Origin of the sequence: Enterobacter roggenkampii (assembly GCF_001729805.1) — a bacterium.
GTDB classification, from domain to species: Bacteria; Pseudomonadota; Gammaproteobacteria; order Enterobacterales; family Enterobacteriaceae; genus Enterobacter; species Enterobacter roggenkampii.
In genome coordinates this window covers 3,247,502-3,273,924 of the sequence record NZ_CP017184.1, presented here as the reverse complement: position 1 = coordinate 3,273,924, position 26,423 = coordinate 3,247,502, and the positions used below count along the sequence as shown (strand labels likewise).

22 protein-coding genes and 1 pseudogene are annotated in these 26,423 nt (G+C 56.3%); 19 read left to right on the top strand and 4 right to left on the bottom strand.

Going from position 1 to position 26,423, the window contains the following annotated elements; all coding sequences use genetic code 11:
• Nucleotides 1-3 precede the first annotated feature (3 nt).
• Together BFV67_RS15370 and BFV67_RS15365 are read left to right on the top strand one after the other, a co-directional pair.
• Entirely contained in the window at nt 4-663 is a 660-nt protein-coding gene (locus BFV67_RS15370) for a sugar phosphatase (RefSeq protein WP_021241560.1), read from the top strand.
• Between the two features lie 75 nt (nt 664-738).
• Entirely contained in the window at nt 739-2,571 is a 1,833-nt protein-coding gene (locus BFV67_RS15365; protein ID WP_021241559.1) for an SLC13 family permease, read from the top strand.
• Nucleotides 2,572-2,651: 80 nt separating this feature from the next.
• Here the strand turns inward: BFV67_RS15365 and yfbR are convergent, their stop codons facing one another.
• Nucleotides 2,652-3,251, bottom strand: a complete 600-nt coding sequence (yfbR, locus tag BFV67_RS15360; RefSeq protein ID WP_023344588.1) for a 5'-deoxynucleotidase — start codon at nt 3,249-3,251, stop codon at nt 2,652-2,654.
• A gap of 118 nt (nt 3,252-3,369) precedes the next feature.
• Nucleotides 3,370-4,584 (bottom strand): alanine transaminase AlaA, encoded by a 1,215-nt coding sequence (gene alaA / locus BFV67_RS15355; protein ID WP_069598620.1) that lies wholly within the window; start codon nt 4,582-4,584, stop codon nt 3,370-3,372.
• A 938-nt stretch (nt 4,585-5,522) separates the two neighbouring features.
• Here alaA and lrhA point away from each other — a divergent pair.
• From lrhA to nuoN, 14 genes and pseudogenes are all read left to right on the top strand, one after another.
• A pseudogene (lrhA, locus tag BFV67_RS15350) lies at nt 5,523-6,460 on the top strand (transcriptional regulator LrhA).
• Nucleotides 6,461-7,090: 630 nt separating this feature from the next.
• A complete protein-coding gene (nuoA, locus tag BFV67_RS15345) occupies nt 7,091-7,531 on the top strand; it encodes an NADH-quinone oxidoreductase subunit NuoA (protein ID WP_006176516.1) in 441 nt (146 codons plus the stop codon).
• Between the two features lie 15 nt (nt 7,532-7,546).
• Nucleotides 7,547-8,221 carry an NADH-quinone oxidoreductase subunit NuoB gene (gene nuoB, locus BFV67_RS15340; RefSeq protein WP_003861482.1) on the top strand — a complete coding sequence of 225 codons (675 nt, stop codon included), beginning with the start codon at nt 7,547-7,549 and terminating at the stop codon, nt 8,219-8,221.
• A gap of 89 nt (nt 8,222-8,310) precedes the next feature.
• Entirely contained in the window at nt 8,311-10,113 is a 1,803-nt protein-coding gene (gene nuoC, locus BFV67_RS15335) for an NADH-quinone oxidoreductase subunit C/D (protein WP_021241556.1), read from the top strand.
• 2 nt (nt 10,114-10,115) lie between these two features.
• On the top strand, nt 10,116-10,616 hold the full coding sequence (gene nuoE / locus BFV67_RS15330) for an NADH-quinone oxidoreductase subunit NuoE (RefSeq protein ID WP_008500208.1): 501 nt from the start codon (nt 10,116-10,118) through the stop codon (nt 10,614-10,616).
• On the top strand, nt 10,613-11,950 hold the full coding sequence (nuoF, locus tag BFV67_RS15325) for an NADH-quinone oxidoreductase subunit NuoF (protein WP_008500209.1): 1,338 nt from the start codon (nt 10,613-10,615) through the stop codon (nt 11,948-11,950). The genes nuoE and nuoF overlap by 4 nt, the downstream gene beginning before the upstream one ends.
• Nucleotides 11,951-12,005: 55 nt before the next feature.
• Nucleotides 12,006-14,729 carry an NADH-quinone oxidoreductase subunit NuoG gene (nuoG, locus tag BFV67_RS15320; protein ID WP_023294119.1) on the top strand — a complete coding sequence of 908 codons (2,724 nt, stop codon included), beginning with the start codon at nt 12,006-12,008 and terminating at the stop codon, nt 14,727-14,729.
• Nucleotides 14,726-15,703 (top strand): NADH-quinone oxidoreductase subunit NuoH, encoded by a 978-nt coding sequence (gene nuoH / locus BFV67_RS15315; RefSeq protein ID WP_008500211.1) that lies wholly within the window; start codon nt 14,726-14,728, stop codon nt 15,701-15,703. Before nuoG ends, nuoH begins: the two co-directional genes overlap by 4 nt.
• Before the next feature lie 13 nt (nt 15,704-15,716).
• Nucleotides 15,717-16,259: an NADH-quinone oxidoreductase subunit NuoI gene (nuoI, locus tag BFV67_RS15310; protein ID WP_003861491.1), complete on the top strand. Its 543-nt coding sequence runs from the start codon at nt 15,717-15,719 to the stop codon at nt 16,257-16,259.
• A gap of 10 nt (nt 16,260-16,269) precedes the next feature.
• A complete protein-coding gene (nuoJ, locus tag BFV67_RS15305) occupies nt 16,270-16,824 on the top strand; it encodes an NADH-quinone oxidoreductase subunit J (RefSeq protein WP_008500212.1) in 555 nt (184 codons plus the stop codon).
• Nucleotides 16,821-17,123 carry an NADH-quinone oxidoreductase subunit NuoK gene (gene nuoK / locus BFV67_RS15300; protein ID WP_003861496.1) on the top strand — a complete coding sequence of 101 codons (303 nt, stop codon included), beginning with the start codon at nt 16,821-16,823 and terminating at the stop codon, nt 17,121-17,123. Before nuoJ ends, nuoK begins: the two co-directional genes overlap by 4 nt.
• The gene (gene nuoL, locus BFV67_RS15295) at nt 17,120-18,961 is read left to right on the top strand and encodes an NADH-quinone oxidoreductase subunit L (protein ID WP_069598619.1); all 1,842 of its coding nucleotides are present in this window, start codon (nt 17,120-17,122) and stop codon (nt 18,959-18,961) included. Before nuoK ends, nuoL begins: the two co-directional genes overlap by 4 nt.
• 76 nt (nt 18,962-19,037) lie before the next feature.
• Nucleotides 19,038-20,567 (top strand): NADH-quinone oxidoreductase subunit M, encoded by a 1,530-nt coding sequence (nuoM, locus tag BFV67_RS15290; protein WP_008500214.1) that lies wholly within the window; start codon nt 19,038-19,040, stop codon nt 20,565-20,567.
• Nucleotides 20,568-20,573: 6 nt separating this feature from the next.
• The gene (nuoN, locus tag BFV67_RS15285) at nt 20,574-22,031 is read left to right on the top strand and encodes an NADH-quinone oxidoreductase subunit NuoN (protein WP_008500215.1); all 1,458 of its coding nucleotides are present in this window, start codon (nt 20,574-20,576) and stop codon (nt 22,029-22,031) included.
• A 99-nt stretch (nt 22,032-22,130) separates the two neighbouring features.
• Here nuoN and BFV67_RS15280 read toward each other — a convergent pair whose 3' ends face one another.
• On the bottom strand, nt 22,131-23,135 hold the full coding sequence (locus BFV67_RS15280) for a chemotaxis protein (RefSeq protein ID WP_008500216.1): 1,005 nt from the start codon (nt 23,133-23,135) through the stop codon (nt 22,131-22,133).
• 64 nt (nt 23,136-23,199) lie between these two features.
• The gene (gene rbn / locus BFV67_RS15275; protein ID WP_069598618.1) at nt 23,200-24,117 is read right to left on the bottom strand and encodes a ribonuclease BN; all 918 of its coding nucleotides are present in this window, start codon (nt 24,115-24,117) and stop codon (nt 23,200-23,202) included.
• 71 nt (nt 24,118-24,188) lie between these two features.
• Here rbn and BFV67_RS15270 point away from each other — a divergent pair, with 71 nt between their 5' ends.
• From BFV67_RS15270 to menF, 3 genes are all read left to right on the top strand, one after another.
• Nucleotides 24,189-24,650: a GNAT family N-acetyltransferase gene (locus BFV67_RS15270; protein ID WP_044597879.1), complete on the top strand. Its 462-nt coding sequence runs from the start codon at nt 24,189-24,191 to the stop codon at nt 24,648-24,650.
• A 53-nt stretch (nt 24,651-24,703) separates the two neighbouring features.
• On the top strand, nt 24,704-25,009 hold the full coding sequence (elaB, locus tag BFV67_RS15265; RefSeq protein ID WP_045351798.1) for a stress response protein ElaB: 306 nt from the start codon (nt 24,704-24,706) through the stop codon (nt 25,007-25,009).
• An 86-nt stretch (nt 25,010-25,095) separates the two neighbouring features.
• On the top strand, nt 25,096-26,391 hold the full coding sequence (gene menF / locus BFV67_RS15260) for an isochorismate synthase MenF (protein ID WP_069598617.1): 1,296 nt from the start codon (nt 25,096-25,098) through the stop codon (nt 26,389-26,391).
• Nucleotides 26,392-26,423 lie beyond the last annotated feature (32 nt).

The window sequence follows — 26,423 nt, the reverse complement described above, 5'->3', positions numbered from 1 at the left end:
CGTGTGCAGTGTAGAGGTTTTCTGTTTGATCTGGACGGTACGCTGGTGGACTCGCTGCCGGTTGTGGAACGTTCCTGGTGCCATTGGGCTGACAGACATGGCATCGACCATCAGGACGTGCTGAATTTTATCCATGGCAAACAGGCCATCACCTCGCTACGGCACTTCCTGGCCGGACGCTCTGAGGAGGACATTCAGGCGGAGTTCAAGTACCTGGAACACATTGAAGCCACCGATACGGACGGCATCACCGCGTTACCGGGCGCGCGCGAACTGCTTGAGCATCTGAACGAGGCGCAGATCCCGTGGGCTATTGTCACCTCCGGTTCCGTGCCGGTGGCCCACGCCCGGCACAAGGCTGCAGGGTTGCCGACGCCGGACGTGTTTATCACGGCGGAGCGCGTGAAGCGGGGTAAACCGGAGCCTGACGCATTTTTACTGGGCGCTGAACTGCTGGGCCTGGACCCTGCAGAGTGCGTGGTGGTCGAAGATGCGGCGGCTGGCGTACTGGCCGGGCTGAACGCAGGAAGCCACGTCATCGCCGTTAACGTTCCGGCGGAATCTCCCCGCCTGGACGAGGCAGACCTGGTGCTGGATTCACTGACGGCACTGTCTGTTTCAAAAGCCTCTGACGGAGTTGTAACCGTCTCGCTAAAAATGTAATCCCATGATATGGCCCCACATTGCTGGGGCTTTTTTATGGCAAAATTTCTCATCTTCCACTGACAAGGATAGGTTGTGAACGGTGAACTGATTTGGGTCCTGAGCCTGCTTTTAATCGCCATCATTCTTTTTGCCACGGGCAAGGTTCGCATGGACGCCGTCGCCCTGTTTGTCATCGTCGCGTTTGTGCTGAGCGGAACGCTTACGCTGCCGGAAGCGTTCTCCGGATTTAGCGATCCCAACGTTATCCTGATTGCCGCCCTGTTTATCATCGGGGATGGTCTGGTGCGCACCGGCGTAGCGACCATTATGGGTGCGTGGCTGGTAAAAGTGGCGGGCAGCAGCGAAACCAAGATGCTGATCTACCTGATGGTGACCGTCGCCGGGCTGGGGGCGTTTATGAGCTCCACGGGCGTGGTCGCTATCTTTATCCCGGTGGTGCTGAGCGTCTCCATGCGGATGCAGAGCTCGCCGTCGCGCCTGATGATGCCCCTGAGCTTTGCCGGGCTTATCAGCGGCATGATGACCCTGGTGGCCACGCCGCCGAACCTGGTGGTCAACAGCGAACTGATCCGGGAAGGATTTGAGGGCTTTAGCTTTTTCAGCGTCACCCCGCTTGGGCTGGTCATTCTGGTCATGGGCGTGGTCTACATGCTGCTGACCCGTTTTGCCCTGAAAGGTGAAAAACAGGACAAAAATAAAGAAGGATGGAAGCGACGCACCTTCCGCGATCTGATTAAGGAGTACCGCCTTACCGGGCGCGCGCGCCGTCTGGCGATCCGGCCCGGCTCGCCGATGGTGGGGCAGCGGCTTGATGACCTGAAGCTGCGTGAGCGCTATGGCGCGAATGTGATCGGCGTAGAGCGCTGGCGACGGTTTCGCCGGGTGATCGTCAACGTCAACGGGGTGTCGGAATTCCGCGCGCGTGACGTCCTGCTGATTGATATGTCCACCGCGGATGTGGACCTGCGCGAGTTCTGCAGCGAACAGCTGCTGGAGCCGATGGTGCTGCGCGGGGAGTATTTCTCCGATCAGGCGCTGGATGTCGGCATGGCCGAGGTGTCGCTGATCCCGGAGTCGGAACTGCTGGGTAAAACCGTGCGGGAGATGGGGTTCCGTACCCGCTATGGCCTGAACGTCGTGGGGCTGAAGCGCGATGGCGTGGCGATGGAAGGGGCGGTGGTGGATGAGCCGATCCTGCTGGGCGATATTTTTCTCGTCGTCGGTAACTGGAAGCTGATTAGCCAGCTCGGGCAAAAAGGGCGTGATTTTGTGGTGCTCAACATGCCCGTTGAGGAGAGCGACGCCTCCCCGGCCCACAGCCAGGCGCCCCATGCGATTTTTTGCCTGGTATTGATGGTGGCGCTGATGCTGACCGATGAGATCCCCAATCCGGTAGCGGCAATCATCGCCTGCCTGTTGATGGGTAAATTCCGCTGCATTGACGCCGAAAGCGCCTATAAAGCCATTCACTGGCCGAGCATCATTCTCATTGTCGGGATGATGCCTTTTGCCCTGGCGCTGCAAAAAACCGGCGGGGTGGATCTGATCGTTAAAGGCTTAATGGACGTGGGCGGCGGATATGGGCCGTACATGATGATGGTCTGCCTGTTTATCATGTGCGCCACTATCGGCCTGTTTATCTCGAACACCGCGACGGCGGTACTGATGGCACCTATCGCCCTGGCGATGGCGAAGTCCATGGGCGTATCGCCGTATCCGTTTGCGATGATGGTGGCGATGGCCGCTTCCGCGGCGTTTATGACGCCGGTCTCTTCACCCGTGAACACGCTGGTGCTGGGACCGGGGAACTACCGGTTCAGTGATTTCGTTAAGCTGGGCGTGCCGTTCACCGTGCTGGTGATGGTGGTGTGCGTGGTATTGATACCGGTCCTGTTCCCGTTCTGAGCATCCTGCCGGGTGGCGGCTGCGCCTTACCCGGCCTACAACCCCGTAGGCCCTGCAAGCGCAGCGCCGCTGGGCGAAAATCAGAGGGGAGAATCCTGGCTAATCTCATCCAGCGATAAATGGAAGCTCGGTACAAACACCTGCATAAAGTAATCCATCTCTTCGCTGCGGCGGGATTCCAGCGTTTTTTCCAGGCGCGTTTTCGCCAGCAAGAATTCGTTATTCCCTGCGGACAACTCTTCGAGACACTTCAGATAGGCACACAGCGCGTCGGCCTGTTTGACCAGCGACTTCTCCTCTTCCGTGTACTGATGCTCGTTGATAAGCGGCTCGAAAATATCACGAAGCTCTTCGGGCACCATCTCAATCAGCTTCTGCTGGGCAATTTTCTCAATGGCCTTATATTCCTGCGCAATCTGCGAATTGAAATATTTCACCGGCGTAGGCAGGTCGCCGGTCAGCACTTCTGACGCATCGTGGTACATCGCCAGCAGGGCAATGCGTTCCGCATTAACCTGACCGTTGAATTTGCGGTTTTTAATGGCGGCAAGCGCGTGAGCGACCATCGCAACCTGCAGACTGTGCTCTGACACATTTTCCGTACGGACATTGCGCATCAGCGGCCAGCGGTTGATGAGTTTCAGGCGGGAGAGGTGGGCAAAGAAATGACTCTGACTCATAGGTTACCTTTTGTCTTCACTGCGACAGGCGTTCATTGTGCGGGGAGGGGAGGCAAGATGCAAATTTGCGGATTTTGCAGGCCGGGTAAGCGCAGCGCCACCCGGCAGAAAGGCAACGTTACTGATGGTATCCGGAGAGGAAGCGGCCGAAACGGCTGATGGCCATTTCCAGGTCATCTTCGCGCGGCAGCGTCACGATACGCACATGATCCGGCCACGGCCAGTTAAACGCCGTGCCCTGGACCAACAGCACTTTTTCCTGCAGCAGGAAATCGAGCACCATTTTCTGGTCGTCGTGGATATTGAAGCGCTTTGCGTCAATTTTCGGGAACATATAGAGCGCCCCGTTCGGCTTCACGCAGGAGACGCCCGGGATATCGTTGATCAGCTCCCACGCGCGGTTACGCTGTTCGTACAGGCGTCCACCGGGCACGATAAACTCGCTAATGCTCTGATAGCCGCCGAGCGCGGTCTGGATCGCGTGCTGCGCCGGCACGTTGGCGCATAAACGCATGGAGGCCAGCATCTCCAGCCCTTCAATATAGCCTTTGGCGTGTTTTTTAGGACCGTTTAACACCATCCAGCCCTGGCGGAAACCGGCCACGCGGTAGGTTTTGGACAGGCCGTTAAAGGTGACGGTCAGCAGGTCCGGGGCCAGCGCGGCGATGGAATGGTGCTGCGCCGCGTCGTAGAGGATCTTGTCGTAAATTTCGTCTGCAAAGATGATCAGGTTGTGCTGGCGGGCCAGCTCGACGATCTCCAGCAACAGCTCTTTTGAGTAGACCGCGCCCGTCGGGTTGTTCGGGTTAATGATCACAATGCCGCGCGTGCGGGGCGTAATTTTTGCGCGAATATCGTCCAGGTCCGGGAACCAGTCAGAGGATTCGTCGCACAGATAATGCACTGCTTTACCGCTGGACAGTGATACGGCAGCCGTCCACAGCGGGTAGTCCGGCGCGGGTACCAGCATTTCGTCCCCGCTGTTCAGCAGGGCCTGCATTGCCTGCACAATCAGTTCGGAGACGCCGTTGCCGATATAGATATCTTCAACGGTAACATCACGCATACCGCGTGCCTGGTAGTGCTGCATAATGGCTTTACGTGCGGAGTAAAGTCCTTTTGAATCGCAATAGCCTTGTGCAGTCGGAAGGTTGCGGATCACATCAACCAGAATTTCATCCGGCGCTTCAAAACCAAATGGCGCAGGGTTACCAATGTTGAGTTTCAGAACCTTGTTGCCTTCTTCTTCAAGGCGTTTTGCCTCTTTCAGAACCGGGCCGCGGATGTCATAACAGACGTTATCTAGCTTGCTGGATTTTTCGATAGGGGACATGAACCTTTAACCTTTTCGCTATTATTGCCGCTCCCTGCCGTGGAAGTCAGCACGGAATAATGTACTCCCCCCTCGCTTCGTTTTGAAGGGTGTGCAGGAGAAGATTTTGTGCCCGGAGAAAATTATTGATGAATCTTTTTCGCTGCGCGTGCGCTTTTTCACTGTCTTAAAGTTGCGCGCTTAGCGAGAGGTTAGGTTAAATGTGCTATCCATTTGCCAAAATACTGTATAATGTGCTGTTAAAAAAAAGTGGTAAGCTGGACAGAGGTGGCAATCACCCTGAGTGACTTTTCGTAAAACCTGAATGCTTGATACCTGTTTCTGTAATAGCATACTGTGGATAAAAGTTACTCATGTGAAATTAATGTTAAGTGCCATTAATGAATAGTCTTAATCTAAATTAAAATTTATTTATTATTAACCTATAAAATGCAACTTTAGTTAATTTTAATAAAATTAGTTTAGAAGCTTAACATTCTTCTTTAATCCTTAATATTGCAATAAGACTTATAAATAAAGTGGATTTGGGTTAAGATGTCTTCAAGGAAAGCAGAGGACAGATGCACGTTTTTTGTATATCTGACACTGGTTTTCTGAATTAATTGATTGTTATTGTTAGAGTTATCTCTGGCTGGAATGTGTCGCACATCTCCTGCTACGTTGACAGCGCTGCGATACAGATGGCAGAAAAGGTGTTATACCTTTAATGTAATTTACATAAACCTGCGAACATCTAAATATCCTGAACGTTTAAGAGAATAAAAATAACGTCATGAAACGTGCTTTCTGACTGTTGATATAAAGCAGCACAATAACTATCTGTCAGGCAGTCTGCCGGGCCGGGATGCGAGGGAAAATCTTCAGAGGGAATTGCTTAACTGTACACACACAGCTTCAACCCGGGCAGCTCCGCACGAGCAACCTGAAAGTGAATAGATATGATAAATGCAAATCGTCCGATAATGAATCTCGACCTCGATCTGCTGAGAACGTTTGTTGCGGTCGCCGATCTCAACACTTTTGCAGCAGCTGCTGCCGCCGTTTGCCGAACTCAGTCCGCCGTCAGCCAGCAAATGCAGCGGCTGGAGCAACTGGTTGGTAAAGAGCTATTTGCCCGTCACGGGCGTAATAAGCTCTTAACGGAACACGGTATTCAGCTTCTGGGTTATGCCAGGAAAATTCTTCGCTTTAATGATGAAGCATGTATGTCATTAATGTTTAGCAACCTTCAGGGCGTGCTAACGTTAGGTGCATCTGATGAGTCGGCGGATACTATATTGCCGTTTCTTCTCAATCGCATCAGTTCGGTTTATCCGAAGCTTGCGCTGGACGTTAGCGTAAAGCGTAATGCTTTTATGGTTGAGATGTTAAATGAGAATAAAGTCGACCTGGTGGTCACCACGCATCGTCCCGGGCAGTTTGATTGCCTGACGCTGCGTACATCACCTACACACTGGTATTGCGCGGCCGAATACGTGCTGCAAAAAGGCGAGCCGGTGCCGCTGGTGTTACTGGATGACCCGAGCCCGTTCCGCGATATGGTGCTGACGGCGCTGAATGAGGCCAATATTCCGTGGCGTCTGGCGTATGTGGCGTCCACGCTGCCAGCGGTGCGTGCCGCCGTGAAAGCCGGTCTGGGTGTCACCGCCCGCCCGGTTGAAATGATGAGTCCCGATCTGCGCGTTCTCGGAAAATCCGATGGCCTGCCTACGCTGCCGGATACGGAATATCTGCTCTGCCACAATTCGTCCAGCCATAACGAGCTGGCAAAGGTGGTGTTCGAGGCGATGGAAAACTACCATAACCCGTGGCAGTTCGAGCGCGTTACCTCCGAAGGGGGGATGATTCCCTGATCGTTGAAGGGGATTTTGAGTGATCGCCAGCTCAAAATTCTGGTAACAAAATGTAAGTGTAAAAAAAAGCCACTCGTGTGATTTTCACATGCAGTGGCTTTTTTTTAGCAATAATACCCGCGTATGCCGCGTGGATTTCCGGGATACCCTCTATTTATCAATAAGCTAAATGCTTTTGATTAAAACTCATCCGTTTTCCGTTCTAACTTCATCCATATCCCCCCTATGTTAAAAAAACAGGAAATATGTTGCCGTTTTCCAGGTTGAATTAACAAAAGCGTGTCGCAGATCAAGAAAATACTCCTATTTGGGGGGAGGAATCGTTGGCAAATCCTGTCAAAATAGGAGGGTTATTTTTTTTACTTCCGAAACGGACACGATTCAACAACATACATTTGACGGAAAGTCATGTACCCACCAGGGTTAAAGGGCACCAAATGTTAATGAGAATCGCTCGATGTAATTTAATGTGAAGAAACCTTTGTTAAAGTTGACAATAGGTTATAGAAAGGAGTAAAAAACCCCATCATTTTGCTGTCTACGTCTCATTTCTGACAGTTAGTGTAAGGTTATTTGTTCCTCCCCATGAATCGATGTGATGCCCATCTGCCAGCAAGAGCAGTGTCGTTGGTATCACTTTTGATGAGTAAGCAATGAGTATGTCAACATCCACAGAAGTCATCGCTCATCACTGGGCATTCGCAATCTTTCTTATTGTAGCCATTGGCCTGTGCTGCCTGATGTTAGTCGGCGGCTGGTTCCTGGGCGGTCGCGCCCGTGCAAGGCACAAAAACACACCTTTTGAATCAGGTATTGATTCAGTAGGTACCGCTCGCTTACGCCTGTCTGCCAAGTTCTACCTGGTAGCCATGTTCTTCGTCATCTTCGACGTGGAAGCGCTTTACCTCTTCGCGTGGTCTACCTCCATTCGCGAAAGTGGTTGGGTGGGCTTTGTCGAGGCCGCAATTTTCATTTTAGTGCTACTGGCCGGTCTGGTTTATCTGGTGCGTATTGGCGCGCTTGACTGGACGCCTGCGCGTTCACGTCGTGAACACATCAACCCGGAAAACAGTATCTCTAATCGTCAGCAGTAACAGCGAGGCAATAAGATGGATTATACGCTCACCCGCATAGATCCTAACGGTGAGAATGACCGTTACCCCCTGCAAAAACAGGAGATCGTAACCGACCCCCTGGAGCAAGAAGTCAATAAAAGCGTGTACATGGGCAAACTCGAACATGCCATGCACGATATGGTCAACTGGGGTCGTAAGAACTCCATCTGGCCTTACAACTTTGGCCTTTCTTGCTGCTACGTTGAAATGGTGACGTCATTCACTGCGGTGCATGACGTTGCGCGTTTTGGGGCAGAGGTACTGCGTGCTTCCCCACGTCAGGCTGACCTGATGGTGGTGGCCGGTACCTGCTTTACCAAGATGGCACCTGTTATTCAGCGTCTTTATGACCAGATGCTGGAGCCAAAATGGGTTATCTCCATGGGCGCATGTGCTAACTCTGGCGGTATGTACGACATCTATTCCGTCGTACAGGGCGTAGATAAATTTATCCCAGTGGATGTGTACATCCCGGGTTGTCCGCCACGTCCGGAAGCCTATATGCAGGCGCTGATGCTGCTGCAGGAGTCCATCGGTAAAGAACGTCGCCCACTGTCGTGGGTCGTTGGCGATCAGGGTGTGTATCGCGCGAACATGCAGTCTGAGCGCGAGCGTAAACGTGGTGAACGTATTGCCGTCACCAATCTGCGTACGCCTGACGAAATTTAATTTGCGCCTGTAGGCCTGGAGAACACCTTCGCATATCACTACTCAAATAGCGCGAAGCCAGGCTCAACAGTCACCACGGACCATTTGCAATGGTGAACAATATGACCGACTTAACCGCGCAAGAAGCCGCCTGGCAGACCCGGGATCATCTGGATGACCCAGTCATTGGCGAACTGCGCAACCGTTTTGGGCCGGATGCCTTTACTGTTCAGGCTACCCGCACCGGGGTACCCGTTGTTTGGGTGAAGCGTGAACAATTGCTGGAAGTTGTCGATTTCCTCAAGAAATTGCCAAAACCATACGTCATGCTGTTTGACTTACACGGCATGGATGAACGTCTCAGAACGCACCGCCAGGGTCTCCCTGCTGCGGATTTTTCCGTTTTCTACCACCTGATCTCAATAGACCGTAATACGGATATCATGCTCAAGGTGGCATTGTCTGAAAACGACATGCATCTGCCGACGATCACCAAACTTTTCCCGAACGCCAACTGGTACGAGCGTGAGACATGGGAAATGTTCGGCATGACCTTCGACGGCCACCCACACCTGACGCGCATCATGATGCCGCAGACCTGGACCGGCCACCCGCTGCGTAAAGACTACCCGGCACGTGCTACCGAATTCGATCCGTTTGAGCTGACCAAAGCCAAGCAGGATCTGGAGATGGAGGCGCTGACCTTCAAACCGGAAGACTGGGGCATGAAGCGCGGTACCGACAACGAGGACTTCATGTTCCTCAACCTCGGTCCGAACCACCCGTCTGCGCACGGTGCTTTCCGTATTATTCTTCAGCTCGACGGCGAAGAGATTGTCGACTGCGTGCCAGACATCGGCTACCACCACCGTGGTGCTGAGAAGATGGGCGAGCGTCAGTCCTGGCACAGCTACATTCCGTATACCGACCGTATCGAGTACCTCGGCGGCTGCGTCAACGAAATGCCATACGTACTGGCCGTTGAGAAACTGGCAGGCATTACCGTGCCGGATCGCGTTAACGTGATTCGCGTCATGCTGTCAGAACTGTTCCGTATCAACAGCCACCTGCTGTACATCTCCACGTTCATTCAGGACGTCGGCGCGATGACCCCGGTCTTCTTCGCCTTTACCGATCGCCAGAAAATTTACGATCTGGTAGAAGCCATTACCGGTTTCCGTATGCACCCGGCCTGGTTCCGTATCGGCGGTGTGGCACACGATCTGCCGCGCGGCTGGGACCGTCTGCTGCGTGAATTCCTCGACTGGATGCCGAAGCGTCTGGCTTCCTACGAGAAAGCCGCGCTGCGTAACACCATCCTGAAAGGGCGTTCCCAGGGCGTTGCTGCCTATGGCGCCAAAGAGGCGCTGGAGTGGGGGACAACAGGTGCAGGTCTGCGTGCGACCGGTATTAATTTCGACGTGCGTAAAGCCCGTCCTTACTCTGGCTACGAGAACTTCGACTTTGAAGTCCCGGTGGGCGGCGGCGTTTCCGACTGCTACACCCGCGTGATGCTGAAAGTGGAAGAGCTGCGTCAGAGTCTGCGCATCCTTGAGCAGTGCCTCAACAACATGCCGGAAGGCCCGTTCAAGGCGGATCACCCGCTGACCACGCCGCCACCGAAAGAGCGCACGCTGCAACATATCGAAACCCTGATCACCCACTTCCTGCAGGTTTCCTGGGGTCCGGTCATGCCGGCGCAAGAATCCTTCCAGATGATTGAAGCGACCAAGGGTATTAACAGTTACTACCTGACCAGTGACGGCAGCACCATGAGCTACCGTACCCGCGTGCGTACGCCGAGCTTTGCGCACCTGCAGCAGATCCCGTCCGCCATCCGCGGCAGTCTGGTCTCCGACCTGATTGTGTATCTGGGTAGTATCGATTTTGTTATGTCAGATGTGGACCGCTAATTATGCACGAGAATCAACAACCACAAACCGAGGCTTTTGAGCTGAGTGAAGCAGAACGTGCCGCCATTGAGCACGAGATGCACCACTACGAAGACCCGCGTGCGGCGTCCATTGAAGCGCTGAAAATCGTACAGAAACAGCGTGGTTGGGTGCCGGACGGGGCGATCTATGCGATCGCGAAAGTGCTGGGTATTCCGGCAAGTGACGTAGAAGGCGTAGCCACGTTCTACAGCCAGATCTTCCGTCAGCCGGTAGGCCGCCATGTGATCCGCTACTGTGACAGCGTGGTCTGCCACATCACCGGTTATCAGGGCATTCAGGCTGCGATTGAGAAGAAGCTCAATATCAAGCCGGGCCAGACCACATTCGATGGTCGCTTTACTCTGCTGCCAACCTGCTGCCTGGGTAACTGCGACAAGGGGCCGACCATGATGATTGATGAGGACACTCACAGCCATCTGACGCCGGAAGCGATTCCTGACCTGCTGGAGCAGTACAAATGAAAACTGTAATTCGTACTGCTGAGACGCATCCACTGACCTGGCGTCTGCGTGATGACAAACAGCCGGTATGGCTCGACGAATATCAGAGCAAAAACGGCTATGCCGGTGCGCGTAAAGCCCTTGGCGGCATGGCGCCGGACGACATCGTTAACGCGGTAAAAGAGTCTGGCCTGAAAGGCCGCGGTGGTGCGGGCTTCTCCACCGGTCTGAAGTGGAGCCTGATGCCAAAAGACGAATCCATGAACATCCGTTACCTGCTGTGTAACGCCGATGAAATGGAGCCGGGTACCTATAAAGACCGTCTGCTGATGGAGCAGCTGCCGCACCTGCTGGTGGAAGGCATGCTGATCTCCGCGTTCGCGCTGAAAGCGTACCGTGGCTACATCTTCCTGCGCGGTGAGTACATCGAAGCGGCAGAAAACCTGCGTCGCGCGATTGCCGAAGCCACCGAAGCGGGCCTGCTGGGTAAAAACATTCTCGGCACCGGGTTTGACTTCGAACTGTTCGTGCACACCGGTGCCGGGCGTTATATCTGCGGTGAAGAGACCGCGCTGATTAACTCCCTGGAAGGCCGCCGTGCGAACCCGCGTTCCAAGCCACCGTTCCCGGCAAGCTCCGGCGTGTGGGGTAAACCGACCTGCGTCAACAACGTCGAGACCCTGTGCAACGTTCCGGCTATCCTCGCGAACGGCGTGGAGTGGTATCAGGGCATCTCCTCAAGCAAAGATGCCGGTACCAAGCTGATGGGCTTCTCCGGTCGCGTGAAAAATCCTGGCGTCTGGGAACTGCCGTTCGGTACCACCGCACGTGAAATTCTTGAAGACTACGCGGGCGGCATGCGCGATGGCCTGAAATTCAAAGCCTGGCAGCCGGGTGGGGCAGGGACTGACTTCCTGACCGAAGCCCACCTTGACCTGCCGATGGAATTCGAAAGCATTGGTAAAGCAGGTAGCCGTCTGGGTACGGCGCTGGCGATGGCCGTCGACCACGAGATCGGCATGGTCTCGCTGGTGCGTAACCTGGAAGAGTTCTTCGCCCGTGAGTCCTGCGGCTGGTGTACACCGTGCCGTGATGGTCTGCCGTGGAGCGTGAAGATCCTGCGTGCAATCGAACGTGGCGAAGGCCAGCCTGGCGATATCGAGACACTTGAGCAACTGTGTCGATTCTTAGGCCCGGGTAAAACCTTCTGTGCCCACGCACCGGGTGCCGTCGAACCTCTGCAGAGCGCGATCAAATATTTCCGCGACGAGTTCGAAGCAGGCATCAAGCAGCCGTTCAGCAATACCCATGCGATCAATGGGATTCAGCCGAACCTGCTTAAAGCGCGCTGGTAACGACAAGAATTTTGATTAACGCTCGGTTTCGACCGAGCCAACTGGAAGCATGCTAATGGCTACGATTCATGTAGACGGCAAAGAATACGAAGTCAACGGGGCGGACAACCTGCTGGAAGCTTGTCTGTCTCTTGGCCTCGATATTCCGTACTTTTGCTGGCATCCGGCGCTGGGCAGCGTCGGTGCTTGCCGCCAGTGTGCGGTGAAGCAATATCAAAACGCGGAAGACACGCGTGGTCGCCTGGTGATGTCCTGTATGACGCCAGCCACCGAAGGCACCTTTATTTCGATTGATGACGAAGAAGCCAAACAGTTCCGTGAAAGCGTTGTGGAATGGTTGATGACCAACCACCCGCACGACTGCCCGGTCTGTGAAGAGGGCGGTAACTGCCACCTTCAGGATATGACCGTGATGACCGGTCACAGCTTCCGTCGCTATCGCTTTACCAAGCGTACTCACCGTAACCAGGACCTGGGGCCGTTCATCTCTCACGAAATGAACCGCTGCATCGCCTGCTACCGCTGCGTGCGTTACTACAAAGACTATGCAGACGGTCAGGATCTGGGCGTGTATGGCGCACATGACAACGTCTACTTCGGCCGTCCGGAAGACGGCGTGCTGGAGAGCGAATTCTCCGGTAACCTGGTAGAAATCTGCCCGACCGGCGTCTTCACGGATAAGACCCACTCCGAGCGTTACAACCGTAAATGGGACATGCAGTTTGCGCCAAGCATCTGCCAGCAATGTTCTCTCGGCTGTAACACCAGCCCGGGTGAGCGCTACGGCGAACTGCGTCGTATCGAAAACCGTTACAACGGTACCGTTAACCACTACTTCCTGTGTGACCGCGGTCGTTTTGGCTATGGCTATGTGAACCTGAAGGACCGTCCGCGTCAGCCGGTTCAGCGCCGTGGCGACGACTTCATTACCCTGAACGCTGAACAGGCGATGCAGGGCGCGGCAGATATTCTGCGCCAGTCGAAGAAAGTGATTGGTATCGGCTCCCCGCGCGCCAGCATCGAAAGCAACTTCGCGCTGCGCGAGCTGGTCGGGGCGGAAAACTTCTATACCGGCATCGCCCAGGGCGAGCAGGAACGTCTGCAGCTGGTACTGAAAGTGCTGCGTGAAGGCGGTATCCATACCCCTGCGCTGCGCGAAATTGAATCCTATGATGCGGTTCTGGTGCTGGGTGAAGACCTGACCCAGACCGGCGCACGCGCGGCTCTGGCGGTTCGTCAGGCGGTGAAGGGGAAAGCACGTGAAATGGCAGCGGCGCAAAAAGTGGCTGACTGGCAGATTGCGGCTATCCTGAACATCGGTCAGCGCGCGAAGCATCCTCTGTTTGTGACCAACGTCGACAATACCCGTCTGGACGATATTGCGGCGTGGACCTACTGCGCACCGGTTGAAGATCAGGCGCGTCTTGGCTTTGCCATTGCCCACGCGCTGGACAACAACTCACCGGCCGTTGAGCTGGATCGCGACCTGCAAAACAAGGTTGACGTGATTGTTCAGGCCCTGGCCGGTGCGAAGAAACCGCTGATTATTTCCGGTACCAACGCCGGTAGCGCAGAGATCATTCAGGCCGCAGCGAACGTGGCCAAAGCTCTGAAAGGCCGCGGTGCTGACGTTGGCGTGACCATGATTGCCCGTGCGGTGAACAGCATTGGTCTGGGCATGATTGGCGGCGGCTCGCTGGAAGCTGCGTTGAGCGAACTGGAATCCGGTGCCGCTGACGCCGTGGTGGTGCTGGAAAACGACCTGCATCGTCATGCTTCTGCCGCTCGCGTAGACGCCGCGCTCTCCAAAGCCCCGCTGGTGATGGTGATTGACCATCAGCGCACCGCGATTATGGACAAAGCGCACCTGGTGCTCTCTGCGGCAAGCTTCGCAGAAAGCGACGGTACCGTTATCAACAACGAAGGCCGCGCGCAGCGTTTCTTCCAGGTTTATGACCCGTCGTACTACGACAGCAACACCGTGATGCTGGAGAGCTGGCGCTGGCTGCACTCCCTGCACAGCACCGTGCAGAGCCGTGAAGTGGACTGGACGCAGCTCGACCATGTTATCGACGCGGTGGTGGAAAAACTGCCTCAGCTGGCGGGCATTAAAGATGCCGCGCCTGAAGCGAGCTTCCGTATTCGCGGCCAGAAACTGGCGCGTGAACCGCACCGTTACAGTGGCCGTACCGCAATGCGCGCCAATATCAGCGTGCACGAACCGCGCCAGCCGCAGGATAAAGACACCATGTTCGCCTTCTCCATGGAAGGGAACAACCAGCCGTCTGCGCCGCGTTCGCAAATCCCGTTCGCATGGGCACCGGGCTGGAACTCCCCGCAGGCATGGAACAAGTTCCAGGCTGAAGTGGGCGGCTCCCTGCGCCACGGCGATCCGGGCGTGCGTCTGATTGAAGCCTCCGAAACCGGTCTGGACTTCTTCACCACCGTACCGGCGAGTTTCCAGGCGCAGGACGGTAGCTGGCGTATTGCCCCGTACTACCACCTGTTCGGTAGCGACGAGCTGTCCCAGCGTTCACCGGTCTTCCAGACCCGCATGCCGCAGCCGTACATCAAGCTTAACCCGGCGGATGCCGCCAAGCTTGGCGTTAACGCGGGTGCGAGCATCGCCTTTAGCTATGACGGCCAGACCATCAGCCTGCCGCTGATTATTTCTGAAAGTCTGACAGCAGGGCAGGTCGGTCTGCCGATGGGTATGCCTGGCATCGCGCCGGTTCTGGCGGGTGCGCGTCTTGATAATCTGCAGGAGGCAAAAGCATGAGTTGGTTAACGCCGGATCTTATCGACATCCTGCTGAGCATTCTGAAAGCGATTGTTATCCTGCTGGTGGTGGTCACCTGCGGCGCGTTCATGAGCTTTGGTGAACGTCGTCTGCTCGGTCTGTTCCAGAACCGTTACGGACCGAACCGCGTGGGCTGGGGTGGTTCACTCCAGCTGGTCGCGGACATGATCAAGATGTTCTTTAAAGAGGACTGGATCCCGCGCTTCTCGGATCGCGTGATCTTTACTCTGGCACCGATGATCGCCTTCACCTCGCTGCTGCTGGCGTTTGCTATCGTTCCAGTCAGCCCAACCTGGGTGGTCGCTGACCTGAACATCGGCATTCTGTTCTTCCTGATGATGGCAGGCCTCGCGGTTTACGCGGTCCTGTTCGCAGGCTGGTCCAGTAACAACAAATACTCGCTGCTGGGTGCGATGCGTGCGTCTGCGCAGACCCTGAGCTACGAAGTGTTCTTGGGGCTCTCCCTGATGGGCGTGGTGGCGCAGGCCGGTTCATTCAACATGACCGACATCGTCAACAACCAGGCCGACATCTGGAACGTGATTCCGCAGTTCTTTGGGTTTATTACCTTTGCCATCGCGGGCGTGGCGGTGTGTCACCGTCACCCGTTTGACCAGCCAGAAGCCGAACAGGAACTGGCCGACGGTTACCACATCGAATATTCCGGTATGAAATTCGGTCTGTTCTTCGTGGGCGAGTACATCGGTATCGTCACCATTTCCGCGTTGATGGTAACGCTGTTCTTCGGTGGCTGGCATGGCCCGTTCTTACCGCCGTTCATCTGGTTCGCGCTGAAAACCGCGTTCTTCATGATGATGTTCATTTTGATTCGCGCAGCGTTACCGCGTCCGCGTTATGACCAGGTAATGTCCTTCGGCTGGAAAGTGTGCCTGCCGCTGACGCTCGTCAACTTGTTGGTAACGGCCGCTGTCATTCTCTGGCAGCAGCCATAAGGGGCTATAGACCATGACCTTAAAAGAATTACTGGTAGGCTTCGGGACCCAGGTACGCAGTATCTGGATGATCGGCCTGCACGCGTTTGCCAAACGCGAAACCCGGATGTACCCGGAAGAGCCGGTATATCTGCCGCCGCGCTACCGTGGTCGTATCGTGCTGACGCGCGACCCGGACGGCTCCGAGCGCTGCGTTGCCTGTAACCTGTGTGCGGTAGCTTGCCCGGTTGGCTGTATCTCTCTGCAGAAAGCCGAGACGGTAGACGGCCGCTGGTACCCTGAGTTCTTCCGCATCAACTTCTCACGCTGCATTTTCTGCGGTCTGTGTGAAGAAGCGTGCCCAACCACGGCGATTCAGCTGACTCCAGACTTCGAGCTGGGTGAGTACAAGCGTCAGGACCTGGTGTACGAGAAAGAGGATCTGCTGATTTCCGGTCCGGGCAAATACCCGGAATATAACTTCTACCGGATGGCGGGTATGGCAATCGACGGCAAAGATAAGGGCGAAGCAGAGAACGAAGCCAAGCCTATCGACGTCAAGAGCCTGTTACCGTAAGGAGAGGGCAATGGAATTCGCTTTTTATATCTGTGGCCTTATCGCCATCCTGGCTACGCTGCGAGTGATCACGCACACCAATCCGGTGCATGCGCTGCTGTACTTAATCATCTCGCTGCTGGCCATTTCCGGGGTGTTCTTCGCACTGGGCGCGCACTTCGCCGGTGCGCTGGAAATCATCGTCTACGCCGGGGCCATCATGGTGCTGTTCGTGTTCGTCGTGATGATGCTGAACCTGGGCGGCTCTGAAATCGAGCAGGAACGTCAGTGGTTAAAACCGCAGGTGTGGATCGGCCCGGCAATTTTGTCGGCCATCATGCTGGTGGTGATCGTGTACGCCATTCTGGGTGTTAATGATCAGGGCATCGACGGCACGCCGATCGGCGCTAAAGAGGTCGGTATTACGCTCTTTGGCCCATACGTTCTGGCGGTTGAACTGGCCTCCATGCTGCTGCTGGCAGGTCTGGTTGTGGCCTTCCACGTTGGCCGCGAAGAGCGTGCTGGCGAGGTGCTGAGCAACCGCACTGACGACCGCGCGAAAAGAAAAACGGAGGAGCGCGCATGATCCCCTTAACACATGGACTGATCCTCGCTGCGATTTTATTCGTTCTGGGTCTGACTGGTCTGGTTATCCGCCGCAATCTGCTGTTTATGCTGATCGGGCTGGAAATCATGATTAACGCCTCCGCGCTGGCCTTCGTGGTCGCCGGAAGCTACTGGGGCCAGACCGATGGTCAGGTGATGTACATTCTCGCCATCAGCCTTGCGGCTGCCGAAGCGAGTATTGGCCTGGCGCTGTTGCTGCAGCTCCATCGTCGCCGCCAGAATCTGAACATCGATTCAGTAAGTGAGTTGCGTGGATGAACATGCTTGCCTTAACCATTATTTTTCCGCTGATTGGCTTCGTGCTGCTGGCGTTTTCTCGCGGCCGCTGGTCTGAGAATCTGTCTGCGACCATCGGCATGGGCTCTGTTGGCCTGGCCGCGCTGGTGACAGCGTATGCGGGTATCGACTTCTTTAACAACGGGCGTCAGCCTTTCAGCGTGCCGCTGTGGACCTGGATGTCGGTCGGTGATTTCAACATCGGTTTTAACCTTGTGCTGGATGGTCTCTCGCTGACTATGCTCTCCGTGGTCACCGGCGTCGGCTTCCTGATCCACATGTTCGCCTCCTGGTATATGCGCGGTGAAGAGGGTTACTCCCGCTTCTTCGCCTACACCAACCTGTTTATCGCCAGCATGGTCGTTCTGGTGCTGGCCGATAACCTGCTGCTGATGTATCTGGGCTGGGAAGGCGTGGGTCTGTGTTCTTACCTGCTGATCGGTTTCTACTATACCGATCCGAAGAATGGCGCAGCGGCCATGAAAGCGTTCGTCGTGACCCGCGTGGGTGACGTCTTCCTCGCGTTCGCGCTGTTCATTCTTTACAACGAACTGGGCACGCTGAACTTCCGCGAAATGGTGGAACTGGCGCCAGCGCACTTCGCCGCAGGCAACAACATGCTGTGGTGGGCAACGCTGATGCTGCTGGGTGGTGCCGTGGGTAAATCCGCGCAGCTGCCGTTGCAGACATGGCTGGCCGACGCGATGGCGGGTCCAACCCCTGTCTCCGCGCTAATCCACGCTGCGACCATGGTTACCGCCGGTGTGTACCTGATTGCGCGTACCCATGGCCTGTTCCTGATGACTCCGGAAATTCTGCACCTGGTGGGTATCGTCGGTGCGGTCACGCTGGTGCTGGCAGGCTTTGCCGCGCTGGTGCAGACCGACATCAAGCGCGTTCTCGCGTACTCCACCATGAGCCAGATTGGTTACATGTTCCTCGCGCTGGGCGTTCAGGCGTGGGACGCGGCCATTTTCCACCTGATGACGCACGCGTTCTTTAAAGCGCTGCTGTTCCTCTCATCCGGTTCGGTGATTCTGGCCTGCCATCACGAGCAGAACATCTTCAAAATGGGCGGACTGCGTAAGTCCATTCCGCTGGTGTATGTCTGCTTCCTGGTGGGCGGCGCGGCGCTGGCGGCTCTGCCGCTGATCACCGCGGGCTTCTTCAGTAAGGATGAAATCCTTGCGGGGGCCATGGCGAATGGTCATATCAATCTGATGGTTGCGGGTCTGGTCGGTGCGTTCATGACCTCCCTGTATACCTTCCGTATGATTTTCATCGTATTCCACGGTAAAGAACAAATTCACGCTCACGCAGGGAAGGGGATTACCCATCACCTGCCGCTGATTGTGCTGCTGGTACTGTCCACCTTCGTTGGCGCGATGATTGTGCCTCCGCTGCAGGGCGTGCTGCCAGACACCACCGAGCTTGAGCACGGTCGCGTTCTGACGCTTGAAATCACCTCCGGTGTGGTCGCTATCGCGGGCATCCTGATCGCGGCATGGCTGTGGCTGGGCAAACGTACGCTGGTCACTGCCGTGGCCAACAGTGCGCCGGGCCGTCTGCTGGGCACCTGGTGGTACAACGCGTGGGGCTTCGACTGGCTGTACGACATGATCTTCGTTAAGCCGTTCCTTGGCATCGCGTGGCTGCTGAAGCGCGACCCGCTGAACAGCCTGATGAACATCCCGGCGATCCTTTCCCGCTTTGCAGGCAAAGGCCTGCTGTACAGCGAGAACGGTTACCTGCGCTGGTATGTGGCGTCCATGAGCATCGGTGCGGTTGTCGTGCTGGCGCTGCTGATGGTGTTGCGTTGATCGTTAAGTGAATTTTATTCGAATTCGTTGAAAATCAGGCCCCTGCTGGGGGCCTTAAAAAGGAATGTAAATCGCCATGTTACTACCCTGGCTAATATTAATTCCCTTCATCGGCGGCTTCCTGTGCTGGCAGACTGAACGCTTTGGCGTGAAGATGCCGCGCTGGATCGCGCTGATCACCATGGGATTGACGCTCGCGCTTGGCCTGCAACTGTGGTTGCAGGGCGGTTACTCACTGACCCAGTCTGCGGGCATTCCGCAGTGGCAGTCTGAGTTCATCCTGCCGTGGATCCCGCGTTTCGGCATTACGATCCACCTGGCGATTGACGGTCTCTCACTGCTGATGGTGGTGCTGACCGGCCTGCTCGGCGTTCTGGCGGTACTTTGCTCCTGGCGAGAAATCGAAAAATACCAGGGCTTCTTCCACCTGAACCTGATGTGGATCCTGGGCGGCGTGATCGGCGTGTTCCTTGCCATCGACATGTTCCTGTTCTTCTTCTTCTGGGAGATGATGCTGGTGCCGATGTACTTCCTGATCGCGCTGTGGGGCCACAAGGCGTCCGACGGTAAAACGCGTATCACGGCGGCAACCAAGTTCTTCATCTATACCCAGGCGAGTGGTCTGGTGATGTTGATTGCCATTCTGGCGCTGGTGTTTGTTCACCACAACGCGACCGGCACCTGGACCTTCAACTACGAAGACCTGCTGAAGACACCAATGTCGCACGGCGTAGAATACCTGCTGATGCTGGGCTTCTTCATCGCTTTCGCGGTGAAAATGCCGGTGGTTCCGCTGCACGGCTGGCTGCCAGACGCGCACTCTCAGGCGCCAACGGCGGGTTCCGTTGACCTGGCGGGCATCTTGCTGAAAACGGCGGCCTACGGTCTGCTGCGCTTTGCACTGCCGCTGTTCCCGAACGCCTCCGCAGAGTTCGCACCGATTGCCATGTGGCTGGGTGTGATCGGCATCTTCTACGGTGCCTGGATGGCTTTCACCCAGTACGACATCAAGCGTCTGATTGCCTACACCTCCGTTTCCCACATGGGCTTCGTGCTGATTGCTATCTACACCGGCAGCCAGCTGGCGTACCAGGGTGCGGTGATCCAGATGATTGCGCACGGTCTGTCCGCAGCCGGTCTCTTCATCCTGTGCGGCCAGCTGTACGAACGTCTGCACACCCGCGACATGCGTATGATGGGCGGTCTGTGGAGCAAAATTAAGTGGCTGCCAGCGCTCTCCATGTTCTTCGCGGTGGCGACTCTGGGGATGCCGGGCACCGGTAACTTCGTCGGCGAATTTATGATTCTGTTCGGCAGCTTCAAAGTGGTACCGGTGATTACCGTGATCTCCACCTTTGGTCTGGTGTTCGCTTCCGTGTACTCGCTGGCGATGCTGCACCGCGCTTACTTCGGTAAAGCGAAGAGCGAAATTGCTGCACAAGAACTGCCGGGGATGTCGCTGCGTGAGCTGTTCATCATCCTGCTGCTGGTCGTACTGCTGGTGCTGCTGGGCTTCTTCCCGCAGCCGATTCTGGATACCTCGCACAGCGCGATGGGCAATATCCAGCAGTGGTTTGTTAATTCTGTTTCTACTACAAGGCCGTAATTCGCCATGACAATAACTCCACAACAACTGATCGCGCTGCTACCGCTGCTGATCGTCGGATTGACGGTGGTGGTTGTGATGCTCTCCATTGCGTGGCGACGCAATCACTTCCTGAATGCCACGCTGTCGGTCATCGGCCTGAACGCCGCGTTAGTCTCACTCTGGTTTGTTGGCCAGGGTGGGGCGATGGACGTCACCCCGCTGATGCGCGTTGACGGTTACGCCATGCTGTATACCGGTCTGGTGCTGCTGGCGAGCCTGGCAACCTGTACCTTTGCGTACCCGTGGCTCGAAGGCTACAACGACAACAAAGAAGAGTTTTACCTGCTGGTTCTGATTGCCGCGCTGGGCGGCATTCTGCTGGCGAATGCTAACCACCTGGCCGCGCTGTTCCTCGGCATTGAGCTGATCTCTCTGCCGCTGTTCGGTCTGATTGGTTACGCCTTCCGCCAGAAGCGCTCGCTGGAAGCAAGCATCAAGTACACCATCCTGTCTGCGGCGGCGTCCTCGTTCCTGCTGTTTGGTATTGCGCTGGTGTACGCACAGTCCGGTAACCTCTCCTTTATGGCGCTCGGCAAGAGCCTCGGTGACGGCATGCTGCATGAGCCGCTGCTGCTGGCGGGTCTGGGCATGATGATTGTTGGCCTTGGCTTCAAACTCTCTCTGGTCCCGTTCCACCTGTGGACGCCAGACGTCTACCAGGGTGCACCGGCTCCGGTGTCGACCTTCCTGGCGACGGCGAGCAAAATCGCCATCTTCGGGGTGGTGATGCGTCTGTTCCTGTACGCGCCGGTGGGTGACAGCGAAGCGGTTCGCGTGGTGCTGGGCATCATCGCGTTCGTCTCCATCATCTTCGGTAACCTGATGGCGCTGAGCCAGACCAACATCAAGCGTCTGCTGGGCTACTCGTCTATCTCTCATCTGGGCTACCTGATGGTGGCGCTGATTGCGCTGCAGAGCGGTGAGATGTCGATGGAAGCCGTGGGCGTCTATCTGGCCGGCTACCTGTTCAGCAGCCTCGGCGCCTTCGGCGTGGTGAGCCTGATGTCCAGCCCGTACCGTGGTCCGGATGCCGATTCACTGTTCTCTTACCGTGGTCTGTTCTGGCACCGTCCGATCCTGTCCGCCGTGATGACGGTGATGATGCTCTCTCTGGCGGGTATCCCGATGACGCTGGGCTTCATCGGTAAGTTCTACGTGCTGGCCGTCGGTGTGCAGGCGCACCTGTGGTGGCTGACCGCGGGCGTGGTGATCGGCTCCGCGATTGGTCTGTACTACTACCTGCGCGTGGCCGTGAGCCTGTACCTGAGCGCACCTCAGCAGCTCAATCGTGATGCTCCAGGCAACTGGCAGTACAGCGCTGGTGGTATCGTGGTACTCATCTCCGCGCTGCTGGTGCTGATCTTCGGTATCTATCCGCAACCGCTGATTGATATCGTGCAGCGCGCGATGCCGCTGATGTAAAAACAAAAAACCCGCCTCGGCGGGTTTTTTATTGCCCAGCGTCGCTACGCTTGCAGGGCCTACGGGTTTTGTAGGTCGGGTAAGCGTAGCGCCACCCGACTAAGCCAGCTGTTTACGGCTAATCAACGGCCCGTCAATCTTCTTCATCGAGCGGTCCAGCACTTCCTCAATCACTGACGACAGCTCGTTCAGCTCAAACTTCGCGACGTAGCCATCCGCTTTCACCTTACGAATATGGTCTTCGTTGGCGTTGCCGGAAAGGGAAGAGTGGATCACCACCGGAATATCCTTCAGAACCGGGTCGGTTTTGATTTTGCGCGTCAGCGTAAAACCGTCCATCTCCGGCATTTCGAGGTCGGTCAGCACCAGCGCGATCTTATCGGTGATCGGCACGCCCTCAGCCTGCGCCTGTGCGGCCAGCACGCCAATTTTTTCCCACGCGTCTTTGCCGGTGATGTGCAGCTGCGCTGGGATCTCCATCGCCTGCAGACCTTTCTCCAGCATCGAACGCGCCACTTTGGAATCTTCCGCCACAATCGCGACCGCGCCCGGCTTGATATTGAACTTAGTGGTTTTCAGATTGGTGGCGTGCAGATCGTGGTTGGCCGGGGTGATGTCATACAGGATCTGCTCAACGTCCAGCACCATCGCCAGATCGTTGGTATCCGTTTTCTCATCCAGGCAGGCAATGCTGGTGATATAGCGACCGCTGACGGCGGTTTCCGCCGCGTGCACCTGCTTCCAGTCCAGACGCATGATGTTCTCAACCGACTCCACGGCAAACGCCTGCACGCTGCGCGCATATTCGGTGATCAGCAGGATATTCAGCCCGGTGGTGGGCTTACAGCCCGCCACGGCGGCCAGGTCAATCACCGGGATCACCTGATCGCGGATATTCACCATTCCCATCAGCGGTGATTTCATCCCGGCGGGTTTCGTGAACTCCGGCATCGGCACAATTTCACGCAGCTTAAAGACGTTAATGCCAAACAGCTCAGATTTATTTTCGTTAAGAGAGGTGCCAAGACGGAACAGCAACAGTTCAAAACGGTTCGACAGGGTCAGATTCGCCCTGTCATCAATATCTTTCTGGAAATTATCCATTCTACCCTCGAGAGAAATGCTGACCTTTTAATCGTTATCGGCATCCTGAGGGAAAAATGAAGGACTAAACGCTGACCTGAGCGAAATCTTCGGCCAGCTCACATTCCGGGAACACCGCGCGACACTCTGCCAGCAGCTTTTCACAGCCCCGCGCGTCGTAGCGCGAGCTGACGTGGGTGACGATGAGCCTCCCGACGCCCGCATCGCGGGCAAGCTGTGCCGCCTGACGCGTGGAGCTATGGCCCCGGCCGTTGGCTTTCTCTTCCATCGCCGTTTCAAGCGTCGCTTCATGCACCATCACGTCCACGCCCTGGGCAAGCGTGAGCGCCGCCCGGCACGGGGCCGTGTCGCCAAAGATCGCCAGCTTCTTGCCGGGCTGCGGTGCGGCGAGATAATCCTGCCCATTGATGACGCGCCCGTCCTCCAGCGTGACGGTCTCGCCGTGCTTCAGGCGCTGGAACAGCGGCCCGGGTTTTACGCCATCGGCCATTAGCGCGGCGGCATCCAGCGCGCCGGGTTTGTCATGCGCGTCAATACGGTATCCATAGCACTCGACAGGGTGATTGAGCGGCTGAGCACTCACCTTATAATCGCCGTCATCGAAAATCAGGCCTTCGCTAATCTCAACGACCTCCAGCGGATAATCCGTCCACGACCCGCTCAGGCGCAGCGTGGTTTCAACAAATTCACGAATACCCGCAGGCCCGTAAATCGTCAGCGGGTTGGCGTTACCGGCCATCGAGCGGCTGCACAGCAGGCCGGGAAGGCCAAACAGATGATCGCCATGCAGATGGGTGATAAAAATTTTATCCAGCTTGCCGGGGTGATAAGCGGTGTGTAGCAGCTGATGCTGCGTCCCTTCACCACAGTCAAACAGCCACAGCCCGCCGCGGGTGGGGTGTTTAAGATCCAGCAGTATCGCCGTCACATTCCGTGAGCGGGTTGGCACGCCCGCCGACGTACCCAGAAAAATCAGTTCCATAACGCAATCAGCCCTTTGCTGAACGGGGAGGGGTTTAGTATAACGTGATGAACCCCAGGAAGGAGACTGACATGATCCAGTGGCAAGATTTACACCATAGTGACCTCACCGTTCATTCACTTTACGCCCTGCTGAAACTGCGCTGCGAAGTGTTCGTGGTTGAACAGACCTGCCCGTATCAGGACATCGACGGCGACGATCTCGTCGGCGAGAACCGCCATATCCTCGGCTGGCGGAATAACGAGCTGGTGGCGTATGCGAGGATTCTGAAAAGCGAAGACGATTTTGAGCCTGTCGTGATTGGCCGCGTCATCATCAGCGGCAAAGCGCGCGGTGAAAAACTGGGCTATCAGCTGATGGAGAAAACGCTGGAGGCATGCCAGAAACAGTGGCCGAACAAGGCGTTATACCTGGGCGCGCAGGCGCACCTGCAGTCCTTCTACGGCCACTTTGGTTTCGTGCCGGTCACCGAAGTATACGACGAAGACGGCATTCCCCACGTCGGCATGGCGCGGGAAGCGAAGCAGGCGTAATGGCGAGTCGTTGGCTATAGTTAGCGAACTGGTGTACTAACATGGAGAAAAATATGTCATTTCAATCCTGGGATACCCGTATCGACGACGACCTGGCCTTACTGAGCGAAACGCTGGAAGAGGTGTTACGTTCCTCGGGCGACCCTGCCGATCAGAAATATATTGAGCTAAAAGCCCGTGCCGAGCAGGCGCTGCATGAAGTGAAAAACCGCGTCAGCCATGCGTCTGATAACTACTACTACCGCGCCAAAAAAGCGGTGTACCGTGCCGATGATTACGTGCATGAAAAACCGTGGCAGGGTATTGGCGTGGGTGCTGCCGTAGGCCTGGTACTGGGGCTGCTGTTGGCCCGTCGTTAAGCCGCTTAACCACTCCCTATACGTGGGTACTGCTATTTATGGCCAGTACCCCGTATAATACGAGGTTTTAACAGGGAGAGGTTCGCGTGAATTCGATTTTCCTCGCGCTGGAGCAATTGCGTACCCAGCTTTCGCAAGCGTTACCCGCAACGCCCGGCATACGTCATTTCGACGTCTCTTTCCCGTTAAACGATGCCTTCGACCCTCTCGCCTGGCTTGGGGCGCAGCAGTGCTATCCGCAGTTTTACTGGCAGCAGCGTAACGGCGATGAAGAGCTGGCCGCGCTGGGGGCGGTTATCACCTTTTCCTCTCTGGCGTTAGCCACGCAGTTTTTGCGCGAGCAAAACGCGGCAGGTGATACCCGCATCTGCGGCCTGAACGCCTTTAATCCGGAGCAGGGCAGCCTCTTTTTACCGCGACTGTTCTGGCGACGTACCGCCGGCACCGCTACGCTGCGCCTGCAGCTGTGGAGCGATTATTCACTTCAGGAAGATGCCCATGCCGCGCGGGGTTTTTTACAGCGGCTCCAGCCAGCCAGGCCTATCCGCCCGCTGGCCGTTCAGGTTGAGCACGAAAACCATCAGCCGCAACGGGCCGAATGGCTGAGACTTGTCCGCAGGGCGACCGAAACCATCGCGCGCGGTGATTTTGAAAAGGTTGTCCTTGCGAGGGCCACCGATCTTCAGTTTACACAGCGCATTAACCCCGTCGCGCTGATGGCGGCCAGCCGCGCCCTCAATTTACATTGCTATCACTTCTGCATGGTATTCGACGCCAGCAACGCGTTTCTCGGCTCGACGCCCGAGCGTCTCTGGCGGCGACGCGGCACGCTGCTGCGCACCGAAGCGCTGGCGGGCACCGTCGCCAGCCATACCGATGATAAAAAGGCGCAGCGTCTGGGCGAGTGGCTGCTGAACGACGATAAAAACCAGCGCGAAAATATGCTGGTCGTGGAGGATATCTGCCAGCGTCTTCAGCACTCTACGCAGACGCTTGAGGTACTGCCTGCCCAGGTGGTACGCCTGCGTAAGGTGCAGCATTTGCGCCGCTGTATCTGGACCGAGCTCAAGCAGGCCGACGACGAGCAGTGCCTGCATATCCTACAGCCGACGGCGGCCGTTGCCGGTTTGCCGCGACAGCCTGCGCGCGAATTTATTCAGAAGGTTGAGCCCTTTAACCGCGAGTGGTACGCCGGTTCTGCCGGGTATTTATCGCCTGACCAGAGTGAGTTCTGCGTGGCGTTGCGCTCCGCCCGCGTCCAGGATGACTCCCTGCGGCTCTACGCCGGGGCCGGCATTGTCAGCGGGTCTGACCCGGAACAGGAGTGGCAGGAGATTGAAAACAAAGCGGCCGGATTGCGCTCTCTGCTCCTAAGGGATTAATACTGAATCGCGCAATCCCGATTCACATCAAA

Coding starts and splice junctions, on each gene's coding strand:
- yfbR (WP_023344588.1), bottom strand. CDS start 3,251: ATGAGTCAGAGTCATTTCTTTGCCCACCTCTCCCGCCTGAAACTCATC.
- alaA (WP_069598620.1), bottom strand. CDS start 4,584: ATGTCCCCTATCGAAAAATCCAGCAAGCTAGATAACGTCTGTTATGAC.
- nuoA (WP_006176516.1), top strand. CDS start 7,091: ATGAGTATGTCAACATCCACAGAAGTCATCGCTCATCACTGGGCATTC.
- nuoB (WP_003861482.1), top strand. CDS start 7,547: ATGGATTATACGCTCACCCGCATAGATCCTAACGGTGAGAATGACCGT.
- nuoC (WP_021241556.1), top strand. CDS start 8,311: ATGGTGAACAATATGACCGACTTAACCGCGCAAGAAGCCGCCTGGCAG.
- nuoE (WP_008500208.1), top strand. CDS start 10,116: ATGCACGAGAATCAACAACCACAAACCGAGGCTTTTGAGCTGAGTGAA.
- nuoF (WP_008500209.1), top strand. CDS start 10,613: ATGAAAACTGTAATTCGTACTGCTGAGACGCATCCACTGACCTGGCGT.
- nuoG (WP_023294119.1), top strand. CDS start 12,006: ATGGCTACGATTCATGTAGACGGCAAAGAATACGAAGTCAACGGGGCG.
- nuoH (WP_008500211.1), top strand. CDS start 14,726: ATGAGTTGGTTAACGCCGGATCTTATCGACATCCTGCTGAGCATTCTG.
- nuoI (WP_003861491.1), top strand. CDS start 15,717: ATGACCTTAAAAGAATTACTGGTAGGCTTCGGGACCCAGGTACGCAGT.
- nuoJ (WP_008500212.1), top strand. CDS start 16,270: ATGGAATTCGCTTTTTATATCTGTGGCCTTATCGCCATCCTGGCTACG.
- nuoK (WP_003861496.1), top strand. CDS start 16,821: ATGATCCCCTTAACACATGGACTGATCCTCGCTGCGATTTTATTCGTT.
- nuoL (WP_069598619.1), top strand. CDS start 17,120: ATGAACATGCTTGCCTTAACCATTATTTTTCCGCTGATTGGCTTCGTG.
- nuoM (WP_008500214.1), top strand. CDS start 19,038: ATGTTACTACCCTGGCTAATATTAATTCCCTTCATCGGCGGCTTCCTG.
- nuoN (WP_008500215.1), top strand. CDS start 20,574: ATGACAATAACTCCACAACAACTGATCGCGCTGCTACCGCTGCTGATC.
- BFV67_RS15280 (WP_008500216.1), bottom strand. CDS start 23,135: ATGGATAATTTCCAGAAAGATATTGATGACAGGGCGAATCTGACCCTG.
- rbn (WP_069598618.1), bottom strand. CDS start 24,117: ATGGAACTGATTTTTCTGGGTACGTCGGCGGGCGTGCCAACCCGCTCA.
- BFV67_RS15270 (WP_044597879.1), top strand. CDS start 24,189: ATGATCCAGTGGCAAGATTTACACCATAGTGACCTCACCGTTCATTCA.
- elaB (WP_045351798.1), top strand. CDS start 24,704: ATGTCATTTCAATCCTGGGATACCCGTATCGACGACGACCTGGCCTTA.